Genomic DNA, 23,081 nt, shown 5'->3' with positions numbered 1-23,081 from the left:
GCGCAGGACCCACGGGTCCGGCGCACCGCCCTCCGTCGTCCTCGGTGCGGTGTGCGCGACACCCCACGGACCACGACCGCTCCGTCCTGGGTGTCCGGGAAGAGGGACCCGGCGTCTCGGTTCGTGGACGTGCTGCGGGGCGCCTCCCTCTTCTCGGACGGCACGCCGTGACGTCGCGACGGGCGCCGCTGCCTGCTGCGATACCCCACGGCAACTACTGCCAGTAGAGAGATGGGGAGTTCTCTCCATCCAGTGGATGACAGACCTGCCTCCGCGTGCCGCTATCCTTTCACCCGCGACGGGTAGGGGCACCTGGCAGGAGGGGCCCTGGGGACACCGGTGGCACCACTCGCACCCACGGAGATTCTGTGACCTTTCTAGCCCGGCTCCACGACAAGCGACGGTCGATCGCCTCGGTGAGCACCGTGTCGGTCTTCTCAGCGCTCCTCGTCGCCTTCGCGGTCACGTACGACGGTCAGGCGACGGCCGACGTCGAGCTCAACGACTCCGGTGTGTGGGTCACCCGGACCTCGGGCGGGGCGCTGGGGCGGTTCAACTTCGAGTCCCAGGCGCTCGACGGCTCGATGCTCGCAGGTTCCGCGTCGTTCGACGTGCTCCAGAACGCGGGCAAGGTGCTCCTGGTCGACGACGGCGCAGGCTCCGTGAGCCCCGTGGACGTGGCACGTCTCAAGCTCGTCGGCTCGGTACGTCCCCCGACGGGGGCGGACGTGGCGATGGGCGGCTCGAGCGTCGCGGTCCTCGACGGCGAGGAGGGGCTGCTGTGGGTGCTGCCGTTCGCCGGCGCGACCTCGTTCGACCCCGAGACCACCGAGCCGGTCGCCGAGGTCGGCGGCAAGGGAGTCGTCCAGGTGTCCCAGGACGGCACGGTCTACGCGCTGGTTCCGGCGACGGGCGAGCTGACGAAGGTCTCGACCGCGGCCACCGGCACGGCGCAGGAGGTCACGACCTCGAAGGTGCCGGTCGCGAAGGGGGACGAGGTCGAGCTCACGACCGTCGGGTCGGCGCCCGTCGTCCTGAACCGGACGCAGTCGGAGCTCGTCCTGCCGAGCGGTGACGTCGTCCCGCTCGAGGACGGGTCGCAGGCGCGGCTCCAGCAGCCGGGCCCTCAGACCGCCGACGTCGCCGTGGCGACCGCCTCGGGTCTCGTGCTGCAGCCGATGGACGGAGGGGACTCGGTCACGCGTGCGGCGTCGGGGGTGCCCTCGGCGCCCATCCAGCTCAACGGGTGCACCTACGGCGCCTGGTCGCAGACCGGTCAGGTGCTGCGCGACTGCGACGGCACGGACAACGACCTCGACAAGCGCCTCGAGGGCCTGGACCCGCAGAGCCGCCTGGAGTACCGGGTCAACCGCAAGGCGATCGTGCTGAACGACCTGTCGGCAGGCACCGTGTGGATGGCCGCCGAGGAGTACCAGAAGGTCGACGACTGGGACCTCGTCCTTCCCGAGCAGGCGGAGGGCGAGGAGTCCGACGCCGAGCTGACGACCCCGGAGCAGGTCGACCAGTTCGTCCTGGACCGCTCGCAGCCCAACCAGCCGCCGCTGCCCCAGGACGACGTCTTCGGTGCACGACCCGGGCGGACCACCCTGCTGCCCGTGCTGGGCAACGACATCGACCCGGACGGCGACGTCATGACGGCGACGCTTGCGGGCGAGAGCCCCGACGGCGCCCAGGTGCAGTCGGTGCTCGGAGGCGCGGCGCTGCAGGCGATCGTCCCGGAGGACGCCGGGAAGGGAGCCTCCTCGTTCCGGTACGCGGTCTCCGACGGCCGCGGTGGCGTGGCCGAGGCGAGCGTGCGGCTCAACGTCTCGCCGTGGAGCGAGAACGCGCCCCCCGAGCAGACCGGTGAACCCGTCCTCGTGGTCGAGCAGGGCAAGACCGCCGAGATCAAGGTGCTCCCCTTCTTCCGCGACCCCGACGGCGACGACCTGTACCTCGCCGCGGCGACGGCGACCTCGGCGGGCGACGAGGTGCGTTCGCGCCCGGACGGGACCGTGGTGTTCCGCGACGGCGCGGGCTCGACGGGACGCAAGACGGTCACCGTGACCGTCGCCGACGGCATGGGCGGGGTCTTCGAAGGCGTCCTGCACGTCGACGTGTCGGGTGCGGGCCAGCTGCCGCCCGTCGCGGTCGCGGACCACGTCGTGGTGCCCGCCGGCCAGCCGGTGCTGGTCGAGCCGCTCCTCAACGACTACGACGCGAACGGTGACGAGCTGCGTCTCGCGAGCGTCTCGGAGTCCGCTCCGGCGCAGATCACGCCCAACTACGGGTCCGGGACGTTCCAGTTCCTCTCGAACGAACCGCGGTCCTACGACCTGACCTACCAGGTCTCGGACGGCCCCAACGCGACGACAGGGCTGGTCCGCGTGGACGTCCTGCCCGCCTCGGCGGCCGAAGGCCCGCCGATCGTGGTCTCGGACACCGCGCTGCTGCCCTCTGGCGGCAAGACGCTGGTCGACGTGCTCGCCAACGACACCGACCCCGGGGGCGGCGTCCTCGTGGTCCAGTCGGTCAGCGTCCCCGACGACGCGGGGGTCTCGGTCGCGGTCCTGGCCCACCAGATGCTCCGGATCACCGAGATCCGCCGACTCGACGCACCCGTGACGATCGAGTACACGGTCTCCAACGGGACCCAGACCACGGTCGGGCAGGTCCGCGTCGTGCCCGTGCCGTCGCCGACCAGGCTGCAGCCGCCGAACGCGGTCGCCGACGAGGCCACGGTGCGCGTGGGGGACGTCGTCACGATCCCGGTCCTCAAGAACGACACGCACCCGGACGGGCTCGAGCTGTTCCTCCAGGACGAGTTCGAGCAGGGCGTCCCACCCGAGCAGGGTGAGCTCTTCGTGTCCGAGGGACAGGTGCGGTTCAAGGCGGGCGCCGAGGCAGGAACCGCCTATGCCATCTACCGGGTCCGGGACAAGAACGGCCAGGAGGACTCCGCCCAGCTCACGATCCACATCCGGGACGGCAAGGAGAACTCGCCGCCGCAACCGCAGACGCTGCAGGCGCGCGTGCTCACCGGTGCGACCGTCCGGATCGCGGTCCCGCTCGACGGGATCGACCCGGACGGCGACTCGGTCCAGCTCACGGGCATCGCGACCCCGCCGGCCAAGGGCACCGCGGAGGTCACGGACCGCTTCATCGACTACAAGGCCGCCGACGGTGCGACAGGGTCGGACTCCTTCACCTACTCGGTGCTCGACGCGCGAGGCATGGTCGCCACGGGAACGGTCCAGGTGGGCATCTCCGCGCCTCCGGCCACGAACCAGAGCCCCGTCGCGGTCGACGACCTGGTCACCGTGCGCCCCGGCCGGACCGTCGCGGTCCCCGCGCTCGCCAACGACACCGACCCCGACGGGGACCAGATCTCCCTGGTCCCGGCCGCGCTCGAGGCCGACAAGTCGCTCGACGCCGAGGTCGTGGGGAACGACCGGGTCGTCCTGACGAGCCCCACCGAGGCGGGCAGCACGACGTTCTACTACGGGATCCAGGACTCCAAGGGGGCGCGCGCCGCGGCGGCGATCACGGTCCTCGTGGACCAGGACGCTCCGCTGCTGGCCCCCGTCGCCCGTGACGACACGGTCCCGATGTCCGCGGTCCTGGGACAGACGAGCGTCGAGGTCGCGGTGCTCGACAACGACGACGACCTGGACGGCGCCGCCTCCGAGCTCACGGTCAGCACCGACGCAGGGACGGCGAAGGCCAACCCCGACGGCACCCTGAGCGTGACGTTGACCGAACAGCGTCAGGTCCTCACGTACGTCGTGACCGACGTCGACGGCCTCTCCTCCAAGGCGTTCGTCCACGTCCCCGGAATGACCGAGCAGGTCCCCGTCCTGCGTCCGGGCATCGTGCCGCTCGAGGTCCCCTCGGGCGAGCCGCTGCCGATCGACATCACCGACTACGTCCTGGTCAAGGAGGGGAGCACCCCTCGCCTGACCGACGAGAAGAAGGTCGTGCCGCTCAACGGCACCGCGGCGGTCACGGACGCCACGAACCTCGTCTACACCTCCGACCCCGAGTACGTGGGAACGGCGTCGGTCACGTTCGAGGTCACCGACGGCTCCGGACCTGACGACCCCGAGGGGCACAAGGCGTTGCTGACGCTGCCGATCTCGGTGCTGCCCCCCGCCAACCTGCCTCCCGAGCTCGGCGCGCCCAACGTCGACGTGGCGGCCGGCGAGGAGGGATCGGTCGACCTCGGCCGGTTCGCGACCGACCCCGACGGCGACTCGCTGACGTACAAGGTGGGCGCGGTCCCCGCTGGACTCACGGTCAGCGTGAGCGGCTCGACCGCGACCATCCAGGCCACCCCGGAGGTCGCCAAGGGCACCACGCTCTCCGTCCCGATCTCGGTGACCGACGGTGGGCACCCGCCCGTCGACGGGTCGCTGACGGTCAAGGTCGTGGCGTCCACGCGCCCGTTGGCCAAGGCCAACGACGACACGGTCGACAAGGCCCACCAGGGCAAGGCGGTGCCGGTCGACGTCCTCGCCAACGACAGCAACCCGTTCCCGGAGACCCCGCTCAAGATCACCGCGGTGACCGTCGACACGGGCGAGGGCACGCCCGCGATCAACGGCGACAAGATCACCGTCACGCCCAAGGACACGTTCTTCGGCGTCATGGTCGTCCGGTACCGCGTCCAGGACGCGACCAAGGACCCCGACCGCGAGGTCGAGGGACGCATCCAGATCAACGTCCAGGGACGCCCCGACGCGCCGGGCAAGCCGACCGTCGAGGAGGTCCGGTCCAAGACGGTCGTCCTGAGCTGGGAGCCGCCTGCCAACAACGGGGCCGAGATCACGGGGTACACCGTGACGTCGAACAACGGCTACAGCAAGGCGTGCGGCACCACGACGTGCACCCTCGACGGCCTGACGAACAACGTCAGGTACACCTTCACGGTGGTCGCCACGAACGAGGTCAACGACTCGGACGCGTCGGTCCCGTCGGCCGAGGCGCGTCCGGACGAGAAGCCCGACCCGCCGGCGCCCCCGACCGTCGAGTTCGGTGACAAGTCGCTCAAGATCTCGTGGGTCAACAAGACGTACACCGACCGGTCGCCGATCCAGTGCGTCAACCTCCGGATCTCTCCCTCGGTCGGAGGCAAGGACCAGGCGTGCGTGACCGGCACCCAGTTCGAGTGGACGGGCCTGAAGAACGGCACGTCCTACACGGTCGAGGTCCAGGCCGTGAACGCCGCAGAGCTCAACGGCGCACCGGATCCCTCGGACTGGTCCGGCCCTTCGGCGGCCATGGTCCCCGCAGGCGTGCCGTTCGCGTCCGCCGCTCCCCAGGCCGAGCGACGCACGTCGTCGGTCAACGGCGGCGTCCTCGACGTCACCTGGTCCAAGCCGGACGACGAGAACGGTGACGCGGTCTCCGTGTACTACGTCGACCGGTACAAGAACGGGGCCAAGGACGGCGGGACCGTCACCGTCAACGGTGCGACCAACCTTGCGGTGAGCGGCCTCGACAACGAGGCGTCGTACACCTTCACCGTCACGGGGCAGAACAAGGCGGGGCGGGGGGCCACGAGCGCCGCGTCCACGGCAGTCATCCCGTTCGGGATCCCGGAGGCCCCGGGCAGGCCGGGAGTCTCGGAGTCGAAGGGTGACATCACCGTCACGTGGCCTGCGGCCGACGCCAACGGCAGCCCGGTGTCGAGCTACACCGTCACGGCGAGCAACGGCACCGCCAAGACCGTGGGCGGAGGGACGCTGTCGGCCGGGTTCGACCTGCCCCAGGGGGCCTACACCTTCACGGTCACGGCCAGGAACGCTGCGGGCGACTCCCCGGCGAGCGTCGCCTCGGCCGCGATCAACGCCTACACGGTGCCCGCACCGCCGTCCGTGTCGGGACGGAAGAACGGTGCGACGAACCTGATCTTCGACCTGTCGGGTCCCGCGGACAACGGTGGCAGCCCCGTCACGAGCTACCTGTGGAGCTCGGGCGAGGGGGGCACCAGCATCTCCGTGGGCAACGGCTTCAGCCAGACCCACAGCCGGTCCGCGAAGGCCTGCAACCCGGCCGGTTGCAGCGGGAGCAGCAACACCGTCACGCTCACGACGGACCCCCAGCCGAACATCAAGGTGGTCCGTGGGTCGAGCGCGGGGGGCGGCATGAACTACTTCCGCGTGGCCTACACGAACCTGCCGGCCGGGAACTACGGGTTCGTCTGCCGGGACCAGCAGCCTGACGGTTCCTGGACCACGATCGGTGGCGGTTACGTCTACTCCTTCAACCTGAGCGGCTCGGGGACGACGCCCGACTTCGGCTGCTGGTACGGCTGGCCGGGTCGACTCGTCAGCGTCAACGTCAGCGGCGCGGGCGACCAGGCCTGGGTGACCCCCGTGCCGTGGTGACCAGGCATTCCCCCGACCCGACCCCGACCTTCTGCACGACCTCACGAGAGAGCAGCACCCCATGACCTCCATGACCCCCGAGCAGGCCGCCTGGTTCGCTCAGACCTTCGACCGTCTGGTCTCCAACGTGGGCCAGGCCGTCCTGGGCAAGGCCCACGTGGTGCGCCTGGTCCTGACCTGCATGCTGTCCGAGGGCCACATCCTCCTGGAGGACGCGCCGGGCACGGGCAAGACCTCGCTCGCCCGCGCGCTCGCCGCGAGCGTCCAGGGCACCCAGAACCGCATCCAGTTCACGCCGGACCTGCTGCCGTCCGACGTGACGGGTGTGACGATCTACGACCAGAAGACGGCGAAGTTCGAGTTCCACCAGGGACCGATCTTCGCGTCGATCGTGCTCGCGGACGAGATCAACCGTGCCTCGCCCAAGACGCAGTCCGCGCTCCTGGAGGTCATGGAGGAGGGGCAGATCACGGTCGACGGCGTGACGCACTCGGTGGGGCGCCCGTTCATGGTCATCGCGACGCAGAACCCGATCGAGCAGGCCGGCACGTACCGCCTGCCCGAGGCGCAGCTCGACCGCTTCCTCATGAAGACCTCGCTCGGCTACCCGGACCACGCGGCCACGGTCGAGATCCTCCAGGGCGCCTCGGTGCGGGACCGCAGCGCGACCCTGCAGGCGCTCATCACGACGCAGGCCGTCGCGGAGATGGCGGACCTCGCCGCGGGCGTCCACGTCGACGGCGCGGTGCTCGAGTACATCTCGCGCCTGGCCGAGGAGACGCGCAACGCGGCGGAGTGCCGTGTCGGGGTCTCCGTCCGTGGGGCGCTCGCCCTGGTGCGTTGCGCCAAGGTGTGGGCGGCCGCGCACGGGCGCAACTACGTCCTGCCCGACGACGTCAAGGAGCTCGCGCTGCCCGCCTGGGCGCACCGCCTGGTCCTCGACCCCGAGGCCGAGTTCGCCGGCGCGACGAACGAGGGCGTGCTCGCGCGCATCCTCGCGGACGTCGCCGCGCCGCAGGAACGTCGGTCGGCCTGACGCGATGACCACGACCGAACCCGCTGTCGCCGCGCGCAGCAACCCGACCGGACCGGGCGCCTCGGCCGACGCCCCGGCGAGCGGCTCCGGCCCGACGACGTCGCGCCCCGGCCAGGACCCGGCCCCGGCGCCGGGCGCGCCCTCGGGACGCCGTCGACGGAAGGCCCGGGCCGTGTCGGACGACGGCTCGGCGGCACCCGCACGCCCAGGGGTCGTGACGCCGTCGGGCGACGGCGGGGAAGGACCGGGCCGGCGCCTGCGCGCGCTGCTCGCCCCGGTGACCGGGCAGGTCGCCAAGGGGCTGTCGGTGGCGGCCTCGGTCGTGAGCCCCTTCGGGTGGGCGGTCCTCGTCGGCCTCGTCGCGGCGTGGTGGACCGGACTGGTCTTCTCGTGGGTCGAGCTGCTCGCGGTCGCGATCGTCGCGACCGTCGCGATGCTCGGCGCGGTCGCGTTCGTCCGTGGGACCTTCCGGTACACCGTGCAGCTCGACCTGGGGCAGCGGCGCGTCACGGTGGGGGACCGGGCCGTCGGCACGCTCGAGGTGAGCAACCAGTCCCCGCGCCCCCTGCTGCCCGCCGTGATGGAGCTGCCCGTCGGCGCCGGCGTCGCGTCGTTCCCCGTGCCGCGACTGCGGTCGGGGGCGAGCCACGAGGAGATCTTCACGATCCCGACGCACCGCCGCTCGGTCATCCCCGTCGGCCCGGTGCGCTCGGTGCGCGCGGACCCGCTGGGCCTGCTGCGCCGCGAGGTGGTCTGGACGAACCCCGAGGAGCTGTTCGTGCACCCGCGGACGAAGAACCTGTCGGGCTCCTCGACGGGCTTCCTGCGCGACCTCGAGGGACGTGTCACCCAGGACATCTCCAACTCCGACGTGTCGTTCCACGCGCTGCGCGACTACGTCCCCGGCGACGACCGTCGCCACATCCACTGGAAGACCACCGCCCGCACGGGGCAGCTCATGGTCCGGCAGTTCGAGGAGACGCGGCGTTCGCACCTCGCGGTCGTGCTCTCGACCCGTGCCGAGGACTACGCGCACCCCGACGAGTTCGAGCTCGCGGTGAGCTCGTGCGGCTCGCTCGGCCTCCAGGCCATCAAGGAGGACCGCGGGCTGACCGTCCTCGTCAACGACGGCAGCCTGCGCGGTGACAACCGGGTACGGCTCCTCGACGACCTCGCCCGGGTCGAGACGAGGTCGTTGCGCACGAGCCTCGTCGACCTGGCTCGCGTGGCCGGCACGAGCGTCACGGACGCGTCGGTCGTCGCGCTCGTCGTGGGGAGCGCCGTCTCGCCCACCGAGCTGCGCGCCGCCTCGGCCCGGCTTCCCCAGGACGTACGGGTCATGGCGATCCAGTGCGTGCCGGGCGCGAAGGTCAGCCGCCACCGGATCGCCGAGCTCGTCGTGCTCACCATCGGGGAGCTCGGCGACCTCCCCCTCGCGCTGCGGAGGCTGAACGACTGATGACCGAGAACGACACGCGGGGCCGACTGGCCCCGCCGACCGGTCCCGGTGCGGAGCCCGGCCACACGGACGGGACCGGCACACGGTCGAACCTGACCACCGCACGCTCGTCGACCCGCCTGCGGGGCACCGACGGGCCGCGCGCGCTGCGGGCGACGGGCGCCGTCGACGCCCTCGCGCTCGTCGTGATGCTGGGGGCCGCCGTGGTCGGCCTCGGCCCGGCATGGGGCTCGCCGGCCTACCTCCTGCCCGCGCTCGGGGGCCTCGTGCTGGGGCTGGGCGTCGCCTGGCTCGGCGCCTGGCGGCGCTGGGGCACGGTCTCCGTGACCGCCGTGGCCATGGTGACGTACCTGGTCCTCGGCGGACCGTTCGCCCTGCCGGGCACGACGGTGGCGGGGGTCCTGCCGACCCTCGAGACGTTCCGCGGTCTGCTGCTGGGGGCGATCACGGGGTGGAAGGAGATCGTCACCTCGGTGCCGCCTCTCCAGTCCTTCCCGGAGCTGGCCGTCGTCCCCTTCCTGCTGCTCTTCCTGACCGCTCTCGTCGCCGCCACGCTCGCCTGGCGCGTCCGTGCGGGGCAGTGGGCGCTGCTCCCCGTCGTGGTCGCGTTCGTCGGGGTGGTCCTGCTGGGCACGCTCGTGCCCGCGTTCCCCCTCGCCCAGGGGCTCGTGCTCGTCGTCGTCGGGCTCCTGTGGGGCTCATGGCGCGCGACCGAGGCGCGCCTCGGGGAGCGTCAGGTCCTGACGGCCGCGAGCGTCGCCGCGACGCGGCGCCTGCGCTGGCACCGGGCGCGCGGCGGCGCGGCGATGCTCGCGCTCGGTGCGGTCGCCGCGGTCGTGCTCGTCCCGGTCGTGACCCCGGACACCGAGCGGATGGTCCTGCGCGAGCAGATCGTCCCGCCGCTCGATCTCCACGAGTACGTGAGCCCGCTCGCGTCGTTCCGCAAGTACGCCAAGGAGATGACGGACGACGAGCTGTTCACGGTCGAGGGACTGCCCGCCGGAGCCCGTGTACGTCTAGCGACCCTCGATACGTACAACGGCGTGGTCTACGACGTCTCGAGCGGTGCGGGCTCGGGGGTCTTCACGCGCGCCGGCGACCAGATCGCGACCGTCGCGAAGGGCACCCCGACCGACCTGACGGTCACCATCGGCGACTACCGGGGCGTGTGGCTGCCCGACGTCGGGGCGCTCGCGGGCGTCCGGTACACGGGGGAGCGCGGTGAGGCGCTGAGCACCACGACGTACTACAACTCGGAGACCGGCACGGGCGTCGTGACCGCAGGCCTGCGCCCCGGCGACACGTTCCGGCTCGACGCGATCGTCGCACCGACCCCCTCGGTCGAGGACCTGGAGTCCTCGCACATCCTCGACGCGGAGCTCCCGACGCCGCGCAACGTCCCGGACTCGGTCGGGGGCAAGGCCGCGCAGTTCATGGCCGAGGAGACGGACCCGCAGGTCCAGCTCAAGAACCTCGAGGTGGGGCTCGAGGCGAGCGGGATCTTCTCGAGCGGGCTCGAGACCCAGCTTCCCTCCCGACCGGGCCACTCGGCCGAGCGCATCGACACGCTGCTCGCGGCCGACGAGATGATCGGCGACGACGAGCAATTCGCGGTGGCGCTCGCCCTCATGGCGCAGTCGGCGGGCATCCCGGCCCGCGTCGTCATGGGCTTCTACCCGGACCCGGAGGCCTGGGAGGCGGGCACGCCGTTCGTGGCCACGGGGGCCGACGTGCACGCCTGGGTCGAGGTCCCGTTCGCGGGCTACGGCTGGGTCCCGATCGACGCGATCCCCGAGGAGGACAACAAGATCGAGCCCGAGCCCAAGAGCGACCAGGTGCCCAAGCCCCCGGTCCTCGAGGACCCGGAACCGCCCGAGGAGCCGGCCGACGCCGAGGCCGGGACGGTCGACGACGAGGAGAAGAAGGACGACGCCGAGTCGAGCGCGTTCGACTGGGGCCGTGCCGCCCTGGTCGCGGTCGCGGTGACGGTCCCGCTCCTGGTCCTCGCCCTGCCCCTGCTCCTGGTCCTCCTGCTCAAGTCGCGTCGCAGGAAGAGGCGGCGGTCGGCCGACCGCCCCGTCGACCGCATCAGCGGCGGCTGGCGCGAGGTGCTCGACGCCGCCACGGACCTGGGCGCCCCGGTCCCCGCGGGTGCGACCCGTCGCGAGAGCGCGGGCACGCTGGCCGAGGCGTTCCCTGTGGCCGCCGCGCCGACCGTGACGCTCGCACGCTCGGCCGACGCGACGGTGTTCGGCACCGGCGACCCGAGCCCTCAGCAGGTCGACGCCTTCTGGAGCGAGGTGGACTCGGTCCTGGTGGGCATGAGGTCCACCAGGCCGCGCGGGCAGCGCTTGCGCGCGGCGGTGTCGCTACGATCCCTGCGGGGTGCTCGACCGGCACGGGTCCCCTCCTGGGTCCCGGCGCTGCGCCGATCGGCCCGGTCGTCCGCCCGGACCGCGACGAGACCACCGACCGGTTCCGGCCCGAAGCCAGGGGAGTCCTGATGTCCGAGCAGCTGAGCTGCAGCGCCTGCGGCACGGCACAGCCGGCGGGCTCCTCGTTCTGCGCCGTCTGCGGGACGAAGATGCCCAGCACCGCGGTGCCGTACGGTGCGCCCGTCGGCGGCGCGCCGTCGTCGGGCCGCGAGCCGTCGATCGCGATCACGACCGAGCGCGACGTCGCTGCGGCGACCCAGCGCGCGGTGCCGTTCCTGCGACGGACGGACGCGGCCGCGCCGCAGGCCGGGCTCGACGGTGCGCCGGTGGCCGGCACGGGACGCCGGTTCGTCGCGTTCCTGGTCGACGCCGGCGCGGTCTCCCTGGTCTTCGCGGCCGTGCTGATCGGTGGTGGCGCGGTGGCGGGGGTGTCTCCGGCCGCGCTCGCCTCGGTCACGACCCCGGCCGAGGCCCAGGAGCTGGTCGGGGACCTGCTGGTCGTGTACGCGGTGGCCGGAGCGGTGTCGCTCGCGTGCTGGGTCGGCCTCTGGGTCTGGGAAGGACGCACGGGCCGGACGCTCGGCAACCTCGCGACCGGCGTCCGGTCCGTCCGGGCCGAGGACCGGTCGCCCCTGGGCTTCGGGCGGGCGGCGCTCCGCTGGATCATCACCTTCCTCGGGGCCCTCGCCCTGGGGATCGGCGAGCTGCTCGTCGTCCTCTCCCCGGCCTTCGACAGCTCGGGACGGAACCAGGGATGGCAGGACAAGGCCGCCAAGGCGCTCGTGCTCGACGTCCGAGGACTCCACCCCGGGAACGCCGAGGTCGGCGACGTCGGGCAGCCGAGCACCCACAAGGTCGCGACGCCCCCGAGCGGGTACCGCGGCCCCTCGCCGTCGGGGCCCCTGCCCGCCGGGTCGTTCGCCGCGCAGACCGCCGGCCAGGCGCCGGGGGTCGGTGCTGCCCCCGTCGGTGACCCGTGGGCCTTCCCGCAGCAGACCCAGCAGCCCTCGGTCACGCCTGTGGACGGGCTGATCACGGGCGTGCCGGGCGCTGCGTCACCCTCGGGCTCCGCGCCGGTCACGCCGTCGCCGGGCACCGTGCCTCTCGCGGTCCCTGCGACCACGACCACGCCGGCGCCTGCCCACGAGGAACCCGACTGGGACTCGACGCGCCTGAGCGCCCGGGAGATCCGGAACGAGGTGCACGAGGCGACACCCACGCCCGGCGCCGTGCTCGAGCTCGAGTCGGGTCAGCGGGTCCCCCTCTCCGGCCCCGCGCTCGTCGGCCGCAACCCGCAGTCGTCGGGGGGCGAGGCCAGGACCCTCGTCCGGGTCGAGGACCCGACGCGGTCGGTCTCCAAGACGCACGTCGAGCTGGGGTTCGACGCCGGCGGCCTGTGGGTGCAGGACCGTGGGTCGACGAACGGGACGGTCCTCCTCCGGCCCGGCGGGGCGCCCGTGGCGCTCGATCCGGGTGTGCGCGTGCCCGTGCCCGTCGGCTCGGTGATCACCGTCGGGGACCGGCGCATCGTCGTCCACCCGGGGTCCGTCGCATGAGCGGATGGCCCGCCGGGGTGAGCCTGGTCTGGGGCGCGAGCTCGCACCGGGGGGCACGGCGGCTCCTCAACGAGGACAGCTTCCTCGCCGACAGCTCGGTCTTCTTCGTCGCCGACGGCATGGGCGGGCACGACGCCGGCGAGGTCGCGAGCTCCGCGGCCATCGACGCCCTCCGTCCGCTCGGCGCGCTGGCCACGGTCTCGCCCGAGGACGTGCGTGACCGGCTCGTCGTGGCGCAGGACGACGTCCGCGCCATCAGCACCGAACCCGGCAGGGGCGCCGGGACGACCGTGACCGGCGTCGTCGTGGCCCAGATGGAGGGCATGCCGTACTGGCTCGTGGTCAACATCGGTGACTCGCGGACCTACCAGATGTCGCACGGGGTGCTCGAGCAGCTGAGCGTGGACCACTCCGAGGTCCAGGAGATGGTGGACGCGGGGTTGCTCACGACGACCGAGGCGCTGACCCACCCGCGACGCCACGTCGTCACGCGCGCCGTCGGGGCCTCGCTCCCGCCCGAGCCCGACTTCTGCTGGGTGCCCATCGTCGCGCGCGACCGGATGCTCGTGTGCTCCGACGGGCTGACGGGCGAGCTCTCGGACGAACGGATCGCGGAGATCCTGCTCGCTCAGCCGGACCCCCAGGCCGCAGCCGACCGCCTGGTCAACGAGGCCATCGTCGCCGGAGGGCGGGATAACATCACTGTCGTCGTCGTCGACGCGACCGGGGCGTGGGGGGACACCAGCGACGGTTCCACGGCCCCCCGCGAGAACCAGGGGTACGCCGACGAGGACACCTTGCCGCGAGAGATTCGCCTTCAGATGGGGGACAGGTCGTGAGACTGCGCTACGACACCGGGAGCGCGTTCGGTTTCGTCCGGGGCGGTGCGATCGTCGTCCTCCCGGAGGGGGCGACGAGCGAGCTCGTCGGACGCCTGTGGGACGGCCTCGACGCGGCAGGAGACACCGACGTCGAGGTCATCGAGGTCATCCAGCTCCTGACCGTGGTCCTCGGGGCGACCTTGCGGACCATGCCGCCGTTCGCCGTGGCGGTCGTGTCGGGGCGACGGGCCCAGGTCGCGGTCCGTGGCGAGGTCTCCGTCACGTTGACCACGTCCTCGGCCCGGGTCCACGTGGACGGCGACGACGTGACCACCTGGTCCGAGCGTCTCGTGGACGACGTCGAGGAGGTCTCCGTCCAGCTCGGGGTCGAGGACGCCCCTGCTCTGGAAGCGGGGCCGGGACAGGTGGCGCTCGTCGGCCTCCCGCTCCACGAGGGCGTGGTGCTGGTGTCACGGATCGTCCGGCACCTCGTCGGGACGTCCGCCGTGCCCACGGCCACCCCCCGTGGGGAGCGCACAGGGACGCCGGCCGCCGTCGAGGCCCCTGCCGCACGCCCGGCCTCCGCGTTCGAGCCGGTCCTGGTGGGGAGCGCGGTGCCGGTCGAGGACAAGGACCTGGACCCGCCCCTCACATCGGTGCCGAGCCTCTTCGCCGTCGACGCCGTCCCCGACGACGATGCCGCCCCGGTCGCCCTGGTCGCAGCGGTACCGGGCCTCGACGCAGCCTCCGACGAGGTCGTGCCGACGCGCTCACCGGTCGACGAACGGTCGGCCGAGACGATCGTCTCGATGGAGACGATCGCGCCCGAGCTCACGGTCGTCCCCCCTGCCGACGACCTCGACCTCGACGACGGTCTCGACCACGTCGACGACCTCGACGACGCGGTGGCGGCCGTCGACGACGGCTACGGGCACCTGTGGGAGTCCACCGTCCTGCGGACCGTCGAGGACGCCGCGATCCGCATCGACGAGGAGGACGAGCAGGTCGACGCGCCGCCCGCCCCAGCTCCCGCCGCCGTGCCGTCGGTCGAGAACGCGGCTCCCGTCCCCGCGCCGCCCGCCGGGAGTCCCCAGCCCGTCGCCGGCATGATCGACGGGATCCCCCGGGAGTGGACCGGGTCGACGCCCGCCGCGTCCGTGCGCGCGGCCACGGTCACGGGCGACCAGGCCCAGCGACCGGGCCCGCCCGTCGACCTCGCGCACCTCGTCGGGCAGTCCTCGACGGTCGGGTACGAGACGGCTGCCGGGGAAGACCCGGAGGGGGACGACCACGACGGGCACACCGTCTTCTCCTCGGTCATCGCCGACCTCCGCGCACAGGTGTCCGGTGCCGGAGCGGCCGCCGCCGTCCCTGCACCGCCCGCGCCCCTCGAGCCGCCCGGAGCGGCCGCACCGCTCGGAGTCGTGCCCGTCCCGTCCGTCGGGCCTGCGGCAGGTCCCGCACCGGTCGGCAGCCCGGCCGCAGGGCCGGCCCCCGCTGCCGGGCCGACCTTCGCACCGCCCGCTCCTCCGGGCTCCCAGCAGATCCTGGCCCGCACGTGCGTGGACGGTCACGCGAACCCCCCGTCGCGGGAGACCTGCGGGAGCTGCTCGCACGTCCTGGTGGGGGATGCCCACCTCGTGACCCGGCCCTCGCTGGGCCGCTTCACGCTCTCCAACGGTCAGGTCGTGGAGCTCGACCGCCCGGTGGTGCTCGGACGCCGCCCCCGCACGACGCGAGCGCAGAGCAACGACCTGCCGCGCCTGGTCGCGGTGCCGAGCCCGGAGCAGGACATCTCGCGCTCGCACGTCGAGATCCAGCTCGAGGGGTGGCACGTGCTGGTGTGCGACCTCAACACGACCAACGGCACCACGCTCCTGCGCCCCGGTCAGCCGCCTCGGCGCCTGCACCCCGGCGAGCCCACGATGGTCGTGTCGCACGACGTCGTCGACGTGGGTGACGGCGTGACGTTCACCTTCGAAGGGTTGCTATGAGCAGCAAGCGTGCCCCGTCGCCGCCGCCGCTGATCGACGGGTACGAGTACGTGTCGGTCGTCGGTTCCGGCGGGTTCTCCGACGTCTTCCTCTACCAGCAGCAGCGCCCTCGGCGTCGGGTGGCGATCAAGGTCCTGCTGCACGAGTGGTCGAGCGAGTCGCAGCGCGCCGCGTTCGACGTCGAGGCCGACCTCATGGCGACGCTCTCGACCCACCCGTCGATCGTGACCATGTACGAGGCGAACGTGACGTCCGACGGACGCCCCTACCTCGCGATGGAGTACTGCTCGCGGCCCAACCTGGGGGCCCGCTACCGGTCCGAGCGGCTCAGCGTCGCCGAGGCGCTGCGCGTCGCCGTGCAGATCGCGGGAGCGGTCGAGACCGCGCACCGGGCCGGGATCCTGCACCGGGACATCAAGCCCGCGAACATCCTCGTGACCGAGTACGGCCACCCGGCGCTCACCGACTTCGGCATCTCCTCGACCATGGACGACGCCTCCCGGGCCGAGGGCATGTCGATCCCGTGGTCGCCCCCGGAGTCCTTCGCCGAGAACCCGTGGGCGGGCAAGGAGACGGACGTCTGGGCGCTCGCCGCCACGACCTTCACCCTGCTTGCCGGGCGTGCGCCGTTCGAGCTGCCAGGAGGGTCCAACTCGAGCGCGAGCCTCATCACGCGCATCGAGTCGACGCCGCTGGCCCCGACCGGACGCACCGACGTGCCGCCCTCGCTCGAGCGCGTGCTCGGCACTGCCATGGCCAAGAACCCGGCCTCGCGCTACCCGACGATGCTCGCTTTCGCGCGGGCGCTCCAGCAGGTCCAGAACGAGCTCTCGCTCGCGGTGACCCCCATCGACGTGCTCGCCGACGCGGGGATCACGCAGGAGGAGGAGGCCGACGACGACGGCGGTACCAGGCTCCGCGCGGTCGTCTCGATCGACCCCCGTGGAGGAGGGACCGGCGGGACCCACCCGACCGGTGCCCCGTCGACGACGAGCGGGACCGCCCCGGTCCAGCGGCACGTGCCCGTCGGAGCGGCGACGGGCGGTTCCGCTCCCGTGGCTCACGCCCCGGCACCGCATGCTCCTGCGGCGCCCGGCGCCTACGCCGGGCAGCCCGGGGCAGGGGCGCCCGCCCAGGTCGCGTACTACGCGCCCGCACCCGCGCGCCCGGCCCAGGCTCCGGCGTCGGGCCCCGTCCCGCCGCGCCCCGCCGCCGGTCCGGGGAGCACCGGGACCGGGACCGCCGTGTGGGGGCCGCCGACCGACGACACCGTGCACCGCGCCCCGGGCACCTCGCCCGAGCCCGAGCAGGCACGACCGCGGCCGCGGCGTGCCCTCTGGCCGTTCCTCGCAGGCGCCGGGGTCCTGGTGCTCGTGGTGGTCGGGATCTACGCGCTCCTCCCGGACGGGACCGCGACCGGCACGGGCGCGGGGGGCGGTACGACCTCGGCGGACGAGCCGGACGACGTGCCGAACGACAACCTCGGTGACCTGGTCCCGCCCCCCGAGAACCTGCAGGCGCAGTACGACGTCGCGAGCGGGAGCGCTCTCTTCACCTGGGAGCCCCCCGAGGGCATCGAGGTCGGCGACACCTACGCGTGGCAGCACATCGACCCGACCAAGGAGACGCGGTCTGCCCCGGTGCCCGCGGGAAGCGAGTCCGTGAAGGTCCCCGCGGGGGAGACCGAGACCGTCTGCGTCGAGATCCGTACCGTCCGTGACGGGAAGCCGTCCGTCCCGGCGAAGGGCTGCGTGAACCCATGAGCGACCTGGCGATCGAGTTCTGCGGCGAGTGGTTCCGCCCCGTCCCCGGCGGGACGTTCGACATCGGGCGCGACGGCGACCTCGAGATCGAGGACAACCCGTACCTGCACCGGCACTTCCTGCGCATCTCGCACGAGAACGGCATCTGGTGGCTGGCGAACGTCGGCTCGCTGATCTCCGCGACCGTCTGCGACGCCGGCGGCGGCGTCCAGTCGTGGCTGTCGCCCGGCAACCGCCTGCCGCTCGTGTTCCCCTCGATGTCGGTCGTCTTCACGGCCGGGCCGACCACCTACGAGCTGCGGGTCCAGCTCCAGGGGGCGCCCTACCAGGAGATCCGCTCCGAGGAGCCGTCCGACGGCGCGACCACGATCGGGGCCATCCCTTTCACGATCAGCCAGAAGCAGCTCATCCTGGCGCTCGCCGAGCCCGTGCTGCGGCGGGACGGGACGGGACTCTCCGAGATCCCGACCTCGGCCGACGCCGCACGCCGCCTCGGCTGGGCCACGACCCGCTTCAACCGCAAGCTCGACAACGTGTGCGAGCGGCTGGACCGCATCGGCGTCAAGGGTCTGCGCGGGGGAGTCGGGGCGCTCGCCACGAACCGTCGTGCACGGCTCGTGGAGTACGCGGTGGCCTCACGCCTCGTGACGACCGAGGACCTGCCCCTGCTCGACCTGGTGGACGAGAGCTCCTGAACCCCGTCCACGCACCTGCTACGAAGGACACGTCCCTGTGCGTCTCAAGATGACTCTCGTGCGCCACGACGGCACGAGCGACGACATCGTCGTCACGGCCGACGCCGGCAGCACGGTCGGCGACGTCGCCCGCGCGATCGCCGTGCGCGACCCCCGGAACATGGGGTCGCTGGTCGACGTCCCCCCGCTCACCCTGCGCGCCCAGCTCCCCGGGCAGGAGCAGTCGGTCGTCCTCGACCCCGACGTCCCGATCGCGGAGGCGTGGCTCGGCTCCGGGGCCGTCGTGCACCTCCTGGACGCGGCCCGCGCCGCCAGCACGATGCAGGACGTCCAGAACGTGCTGGCCCGCGTCCGGGTCGTGGCCGGCCCGGACGCCGGGCTGCAGCGCGACCTCGTCGCGGGGCGCTACGTCGTGGGACGGGAGCCGGGGTGCGACCTCGTCCTGTCCGACCCCCTCGTCTCGAAGAAGCACGCCCGGATCGACGTGTCCGACCGTACCGAGGTCGTCGACCTGGGCTCGGCCAACGGCATCGTGGTCGACGGCGGTCTGGTCACCCGGCTGCGCGTCGACCGGCAGCAGACCCTCGTGCTCGGCGACACCGTCGTCGTGGTCGACCCGCTCGGCAGCGCCGCCGGCGGTCCGGTCGCAGGTCCCGTCCCGTTCAACCGCTCGCCCAAGGTCGAGCCGCGCTACGCGGGGGAGAAGTTCACGGCGCCCAGCGCCAACCGTGAGGAGGAGCCCCAGACCTTCCCGGCGCTGGCCCTCGTCGCCCCGGTGGTGATGGGCCTCCTGATGTTCTTCGTCACGCAGCGCCCGACCGCGCTCCTGTTCATCCTCATGAGCCCCCTCATGCTCGTCGGCAGCTACGTGACCGAGCGTCAGCGGCGCCGTCGTCGCCTGGAGCGCGACGTCAAGAGGTTCGACGAGCGGCTCGAGGGCCTGCGGTCCGCGCTGCGCGACGAGGAGGTCGCCGAACGGTCGGCGCGGCTCCAGGAGGCGCCGGCGACCCCGCTCACGCTGGCCGAGGGGCTGCGTCGCGGCCCGCTGCTGTGGACGCGCCGCCCCGAGCACTGGTCCTTCCTCAACGTGCGGCTCGGGCTCGGCTCGATGCCCTCGCGCAACGAGGTCGAGACGCCGGGGCGCGGTGAGATGGTCCCCGAGCTCCAGGGGCGCCTCGACGAGCTGGTCGACCGGCACGAGCTCGTCTCGGGCGTCCCCGTCGTCGAGAACCTGCACGACGCCGGTGCGCTGGGGCTGGCCGGGGCCAAGAACCTCGTGGAGCCCGTGGTCAACTCCGTGCTCGTCCAGCTCACGGTGCTGCACTCGCCCACCGACCTCGTGGTCTGCTCCCTCGTGACGCCGACGTGGTCGCGGTCGCTCGAGTGGCTCAAGTGGATGCCGCACACCTCGGCCTCGACGAGCCCGATCGAGGGCAACCACCTCGCCGACAGCGCCAGCAGCGGTGCCGTGCTCCTCGCTCAGCTCGAGGAGCTGATCCGGACCCGGCTCAAGAGCCAGCGCGCCACGCGTCGAGGAGCGGCCCGGACCCGCGACGCCGCACTCGAGCGAGGCGCGAGCGTGGGCGAGGGCGGCGGCGGACCCGTCGAGGGGACGAGCTCGCCGCTGCCCGCGGTCGTGGTCCTCGTGTCCTCCGAGGTCGACGTGGACCGTGCACGGCTCGCGCAGCTCGCGGAGACGGGGCCTGACGCGGGGGTGTTCCCCGTGTGGGTCGCCGACAGCGTCCGGGGACTGCCGGCCGCGTGCCGCACCTACGTCGAGGTCGGTCCCGACCGCACCTCGGTGGGCATGGTCCGGCTCGGTCTGTCGGTCGACGACGTCGTGCTCGAGACGGTCGACGCGGCCGACGCGGTCGAGTACGGCCGTCGCATGGCACCGGTGTTCGACGCGGGGGTCGTCGACGAGGACGCGAGCGACCTGCCTCGCACCGTCTCCCTGCTGACGCTCCTCGGCCCCGACATGGCGACGTCCGGCGACGCCGTGATCGACCGCTGGAACCAGAACCTCTCGATCACCGACCGCACGCCGGGTGCCGTCCCGAGGCGACGCCGCGCCGGGGGGCTGCGGGCGCTCGTCGGCTCGGCCGGGTCGGAGGCGATGCAGCTCGACCTGCGCACGCACGGTCCGCACGCCCTCGTGGGCGGGACGACCGGCTCGGGCAAGAGCGAGTTCCTCCAGGCGTGGGTGCTCGGCATGGCGGCCGAGTACAGCCCGGACCGGGTCACGTTCCTGTTCGTGGACTACAAGGGCGGCTCCGCGTTCGCGGACTGCGTCCAGCTCCCGCACTGCGTGGGCCTCGTGACCGACCTGTCGCAGCACCTCGTGCGGCGTGCCCTCACGAGCCTGCGGGCCGAGCTCCACCACCGCGAGCACCTGTTCAACCGCAAGAAGGCCAAGGACATCCTCGAGCTCGAGAAGCGGGGCGACCCCGACGCCCCGCCGGCCCTGGTGATCGTCATCGACGAGTTCGCGGCGCTCGTCTCCGACGTGCCCGACTTCGTGGACGGTGTCGTCGACATCGCGCAGCGCGGGCGCTCGCTCGGGATCCACCTCATCATGGCCACCCAACGCCCGGCGGGCGTCATCCGCGACAACCTGCGGGCGAACACGAACCTTCGCGTCGCCCTGCGGATGGCCGACGAGTCCGACTCGTCCGACGTCGTCGGGACCCCCGACGCGGCCCACTTCGATCCCGGGCTCCCGGGGCGTGGGCTGGCCAAGACGGGACCCGGCAGGGTGCGCCCGTTCCAGTCGGCCTACGCAGGCGGCTGGACCTCGGACGAGGCGCAGCCGCTGCGCATCGAGGTCGCGGCACTGCGGTTCGGCGGCGAGATCCGCTGGGACGCGCCGCAGCCCGCGGTCGTGCCCGAGGAGACGGACCTCGGTCCCAACGACCAGCAACGCCTCGTGGCGTGCATCGGGGCGGCGAGCCGGCACGCCGAGATCCCGAGCCCGCGTCGCCCGTGGCTCGACTCGCTCGCCGGGGTCTACGACCTCGCCCGCCTGCGTCAGCGCACCGACACCGAGCTGTTGATCGGCGTCGCCGACCTGCCCGAGGTGCAGGCCCAGCGGCCGACGTACTTCCGCCCGGACGCCGACGGACACCTCGCCGTGTACGGCACGGGCGGTGCGGGCAAGAGCACCGCGCTGCGCACCCTGGGCATCGCGGCGGGGATCACGCCCCGGGGCGGGGCGGTCCAGGTCTACGGCCTCGACTTCGCGGGCGGCAGCCTGCGGATGCTCGAGTCCCTGCCTCACGTCGGGTCCGTGATCATGGGCGACGACGTCGAGCGCGTGGTCCGCCTGCTCCGGATGCTGCGCGCCGAGCTCGACCGCCGCGGCCCGCTCTTCGCGGACGCCTCCGCCTCGAGCGTCACCGAGTTCCGGGCGCTCACTGGCCGGACGGACGTGGCGCGCATCCTCGTGCTCGTCGACGGCTTCGGCGCGTTCCGCGACGACTTCGAGCAGGGTGCCGGCAGGGCCGTGTGGTTCGACGTGTTCCGCGACGTGCTCGCCGAGGGGCGACAGCTCGGCATCCACGTGGCGCTCACGGCCGACCGCGCGGGCGCCGTGCCGACCGCGGTCCGCTCTGCCGTGCAGCGCAACGTCGTGCTCCGCCTCTCGGACGACGGGTACGGCCTGCTCGACGTGCCCGGCGACGTGCTCACCCCGTCGTCACCGCCCGGCCGCGCGGTGGTGGACGGTGCGGAGACCCAGGTCGCGGTCATCGGCGGGACGACCTCGGCCGCCGAGCAGGCGCGTGCCTGCGTGCGGCTGGGCGACTCGATGCGCAAGGCCGGGGTGCTCCAGGCACCGAGGATCGGCGCGCTCCCGCAGGAGTACACGGCCGACGTGCTGCCGGACGAGGTCGACGGACAGCCCGTGCTGGGGATCGGCGACGAGACGCTCGACGCCCTCGGCTGGGCACCCGAGGGGACGTTCCTCGTGTCGGGGCCCGTCGGCAGCGGTCGGACGACGGCGCTCGCGGCCCTCGCGAGGTCCCTGGTCCGGGCCGCCCCGAAGACCCGGATCGTCCTCGCGGCGCATCCCGGGTCCTCGCTGGTGTCGGCGGTGCCCTGGGACCGGGTCGCGCAGAGCGTCGACGAGGTCGTCGCCCTCGCCCAGGACGTCGCCGAGGACCTGGCGGCGGGACCCGTCGCCGTCTTCGTCGAGGGCGTCGACGAGTACCTGCAGTCACCCGCGGACGCACCGCTCGTCGCGCTCATGAAGGCGGCCCAGCGCGGCTCGTGCCTCGTGGTCGCGGAGGCCGAGTCCTCCCGCTGGGGCTCGCCGTGGCCCCTGCTCGCCGAGATGAAGAACGGTCGCCGTGGGCTGCTGCTGCAGCCCGAGGCGCTCGAGGGCGACTCGTTGCTCAAGACCTCCCTGCCGAGGGTCTCCCGTGCGGAGTTCCCCCCTGGCCGGGGCTACTACATCGCGCGCGGAAGCACTACCCGGGTACACGTCCCGATGGGCTGACGCACGCGTGGGGAGTTCTCCCCATACCCAGGCGACCGCACCTTCGGTACGGTTGCGACGACAACGGGCCGCGAGGCCGACGATGGATCAAGAGAGCGGGAATCGACATGGCGAACGTCAACGTCACCTACAGCGAGATGCGGGACGCAGCGGGCCGTCTGGAGATCGGCAAGGGGCACCTCGACGAGATCCTCGCGGATCTGATGAAGCAGGTCACGGCGCTCGTGTCGTCCGGCTTCGTGACGGACCAGGCCTCGACGCAGTTCATGGCCTCCTACGACCAGTTCAACCTCGGCGCGAAGAACGCGGTCGAGGGACTCGTCGAGATGCACACGTTCCTCGCGCGCGCCGCGGACTCGATGGAGGAGCTCGACGCGCGTCTCGGCTCCGCGATCGCCCGGTGACGACTGCTGGACCCTCGGACGGCCGCCCCGACGT

11 protein-coding genes are annotated in these 23,081 nt (G+C 72.9%); all 11 read left to right on the top strand.

Annotation, left to right across the window (positions count from 1 at the left end):
• Positions 1-368 precede the first annotated feature (368 nt).
• Positions 369-6,389, top strand: coding sequence for an Ig-like domain-containing protein (locus ACFRCR_RS05450; RefSeq protein ID WP_377676020.1), 6,021 nt, complete (start codon positions 369-371; stop codon positions 6,387-6,389).
• 61 nt (positions 6,390-6,450) lie between these two features.
• On the top strand, positions 6,451-7,425 hold the full coding sequence (locus ACFRCR_RS05445) for a MoxR family ATPase (protein WP_191796960.1): 975 nt from the start codon (positions 6,451-6,453) through the stop codon (positions 7,423-7,425).
• A 4-nt stretch (positions 7,426-7,429) separates the two neighbouring features.
• Positions 7,430-8,884: a DUF58 domain-containing protein gene (locus ACFRCR_RS05440; protein WP_377676019.1), complete on the top strand. Its 1,455-nt coding sequence runs from the start codon at positions 7,430-7,432 to the stop codon at positions 8,882-8,884.
• Entirely contained in the window at positions 8,884-11,388 is a 2,505-nt protein-coding gene (locus tag ACFRCR_RS05435) for a transglutaminase family protein (protein ID WP_377676018.1), read from the top strand. Before ACFRCR_RS05440 ends, ACFRCR_RS05435 begins: the two co-directional genes overlap by 1 nt.
• A complete protein-coding gene (locus ACFRCR_RS05430) occupies positions 11,388-12,875 on the top strand; it encodes an RDD family protein (RefSeq protein ID WP_377676017.1) in 1,488 nt (495 codons plus the stop codon). Before ACFRCR_RS05435 ends, ACFRCR_RS05430 begins: the two co-directional genes overlap by 1 nt.
• Positions 12,872-13,714, top strand: coding sequence for a PP2C family protein-serine/threonine phosphatase (locus ACFRCR_RS05425; RefSeq protein ID WP_377676016.1), 843 nt, complete (start codon positions 12,872-12,874; stop codon positions 13,712-13,714). Before ACFRCR_RS05430 ends, ACFRCR_RS05425 begins: the two co-directional genes overlap by 4 nt.
• Positions 13,711-15,690 (top strand): FHA domain-containing protein, encoded by a 1,980-nt coding sequence (locus ACFRCR_RS05420; protein WP_377676015.1) that lies wholly within the window; start codon positions 13,711-13,713, stop codon positions 15,688-15,690. The genes ACFRCR_RS05425 and ACFRCR_RS05420 overlap by 4 nt, the downstream gene beginning before the upstream one ends.
• Complete coding sequence (locus ACFRCR_RS05415; protein ID WP_377676014.1) at positions 15,687-17,453, top strand: serine/threonine-protein kinase; 1,767 nt, start codon at positions 15,687-15,689, stop codon at positions 17,451-17,453. The genes ACFRCR_RS05420 and ACFRCR_RS05415 overlap by 4 nt, the downstream gene beginning before the upstream one ends.
• On the top strand, positions 17,450-18,148 hold the full coding sequence (locus ACFRCR_RS05410) for a hypothetical protein (RefSeq protein WP_377676013.1): 699 nt from the start codon (positions 17,450-17,452) through the stop codon (positions 18,146-18,148). Before ACFRCR_RS05415 ends, ACFRCR_RS05410 begins: the two co-directional genes overlap by 4 nt.
• Positions 18,149-18,185: 37 nt before the next feature.
• Positions 18,186-22,643 (top strand): FtsK/SpoIIIE domain-containing protein, encoded by a 4,458-nt coding sequence (locus ACFRCR_RS05405; RefSeq protein WP_377676012.1) that lies wholly within the window; start codon positions 18,186-18,188, stop codon positions 22,641-22,643.
• A 107-nt stretch (positions 22,644-22,750) separates the two neighbouring features.
• A complete protein-coding gene (locus ACFRCR_RS05400; protein WP_030151988.1) occupies positions 22,751-23,047 on the top strand; it encodes a WXG100 family type VII secretion target in 297 nt (98 codons plus the stop codon).
• The last annotated feature ends 34 nt before the right edge of the window (positions 23,048-23,081 follow it).

The sequence above is a fragment of the Oerskovia sp. NPDC056781 genome (genome assembly GCF_042789955.1).
GTDB classification, from domain to species: Bacteria; Actinomycetota; Actinomycetes; order Actinomycetales; family Cellulomonadaceae; genus Oerskovia; species Oerskovia rustica.
The sequence above is the reverse complement of the archived record's forward strand: the minus strand, read 5'-3'. Positions and strand labels throughout refer to the sequence as shown.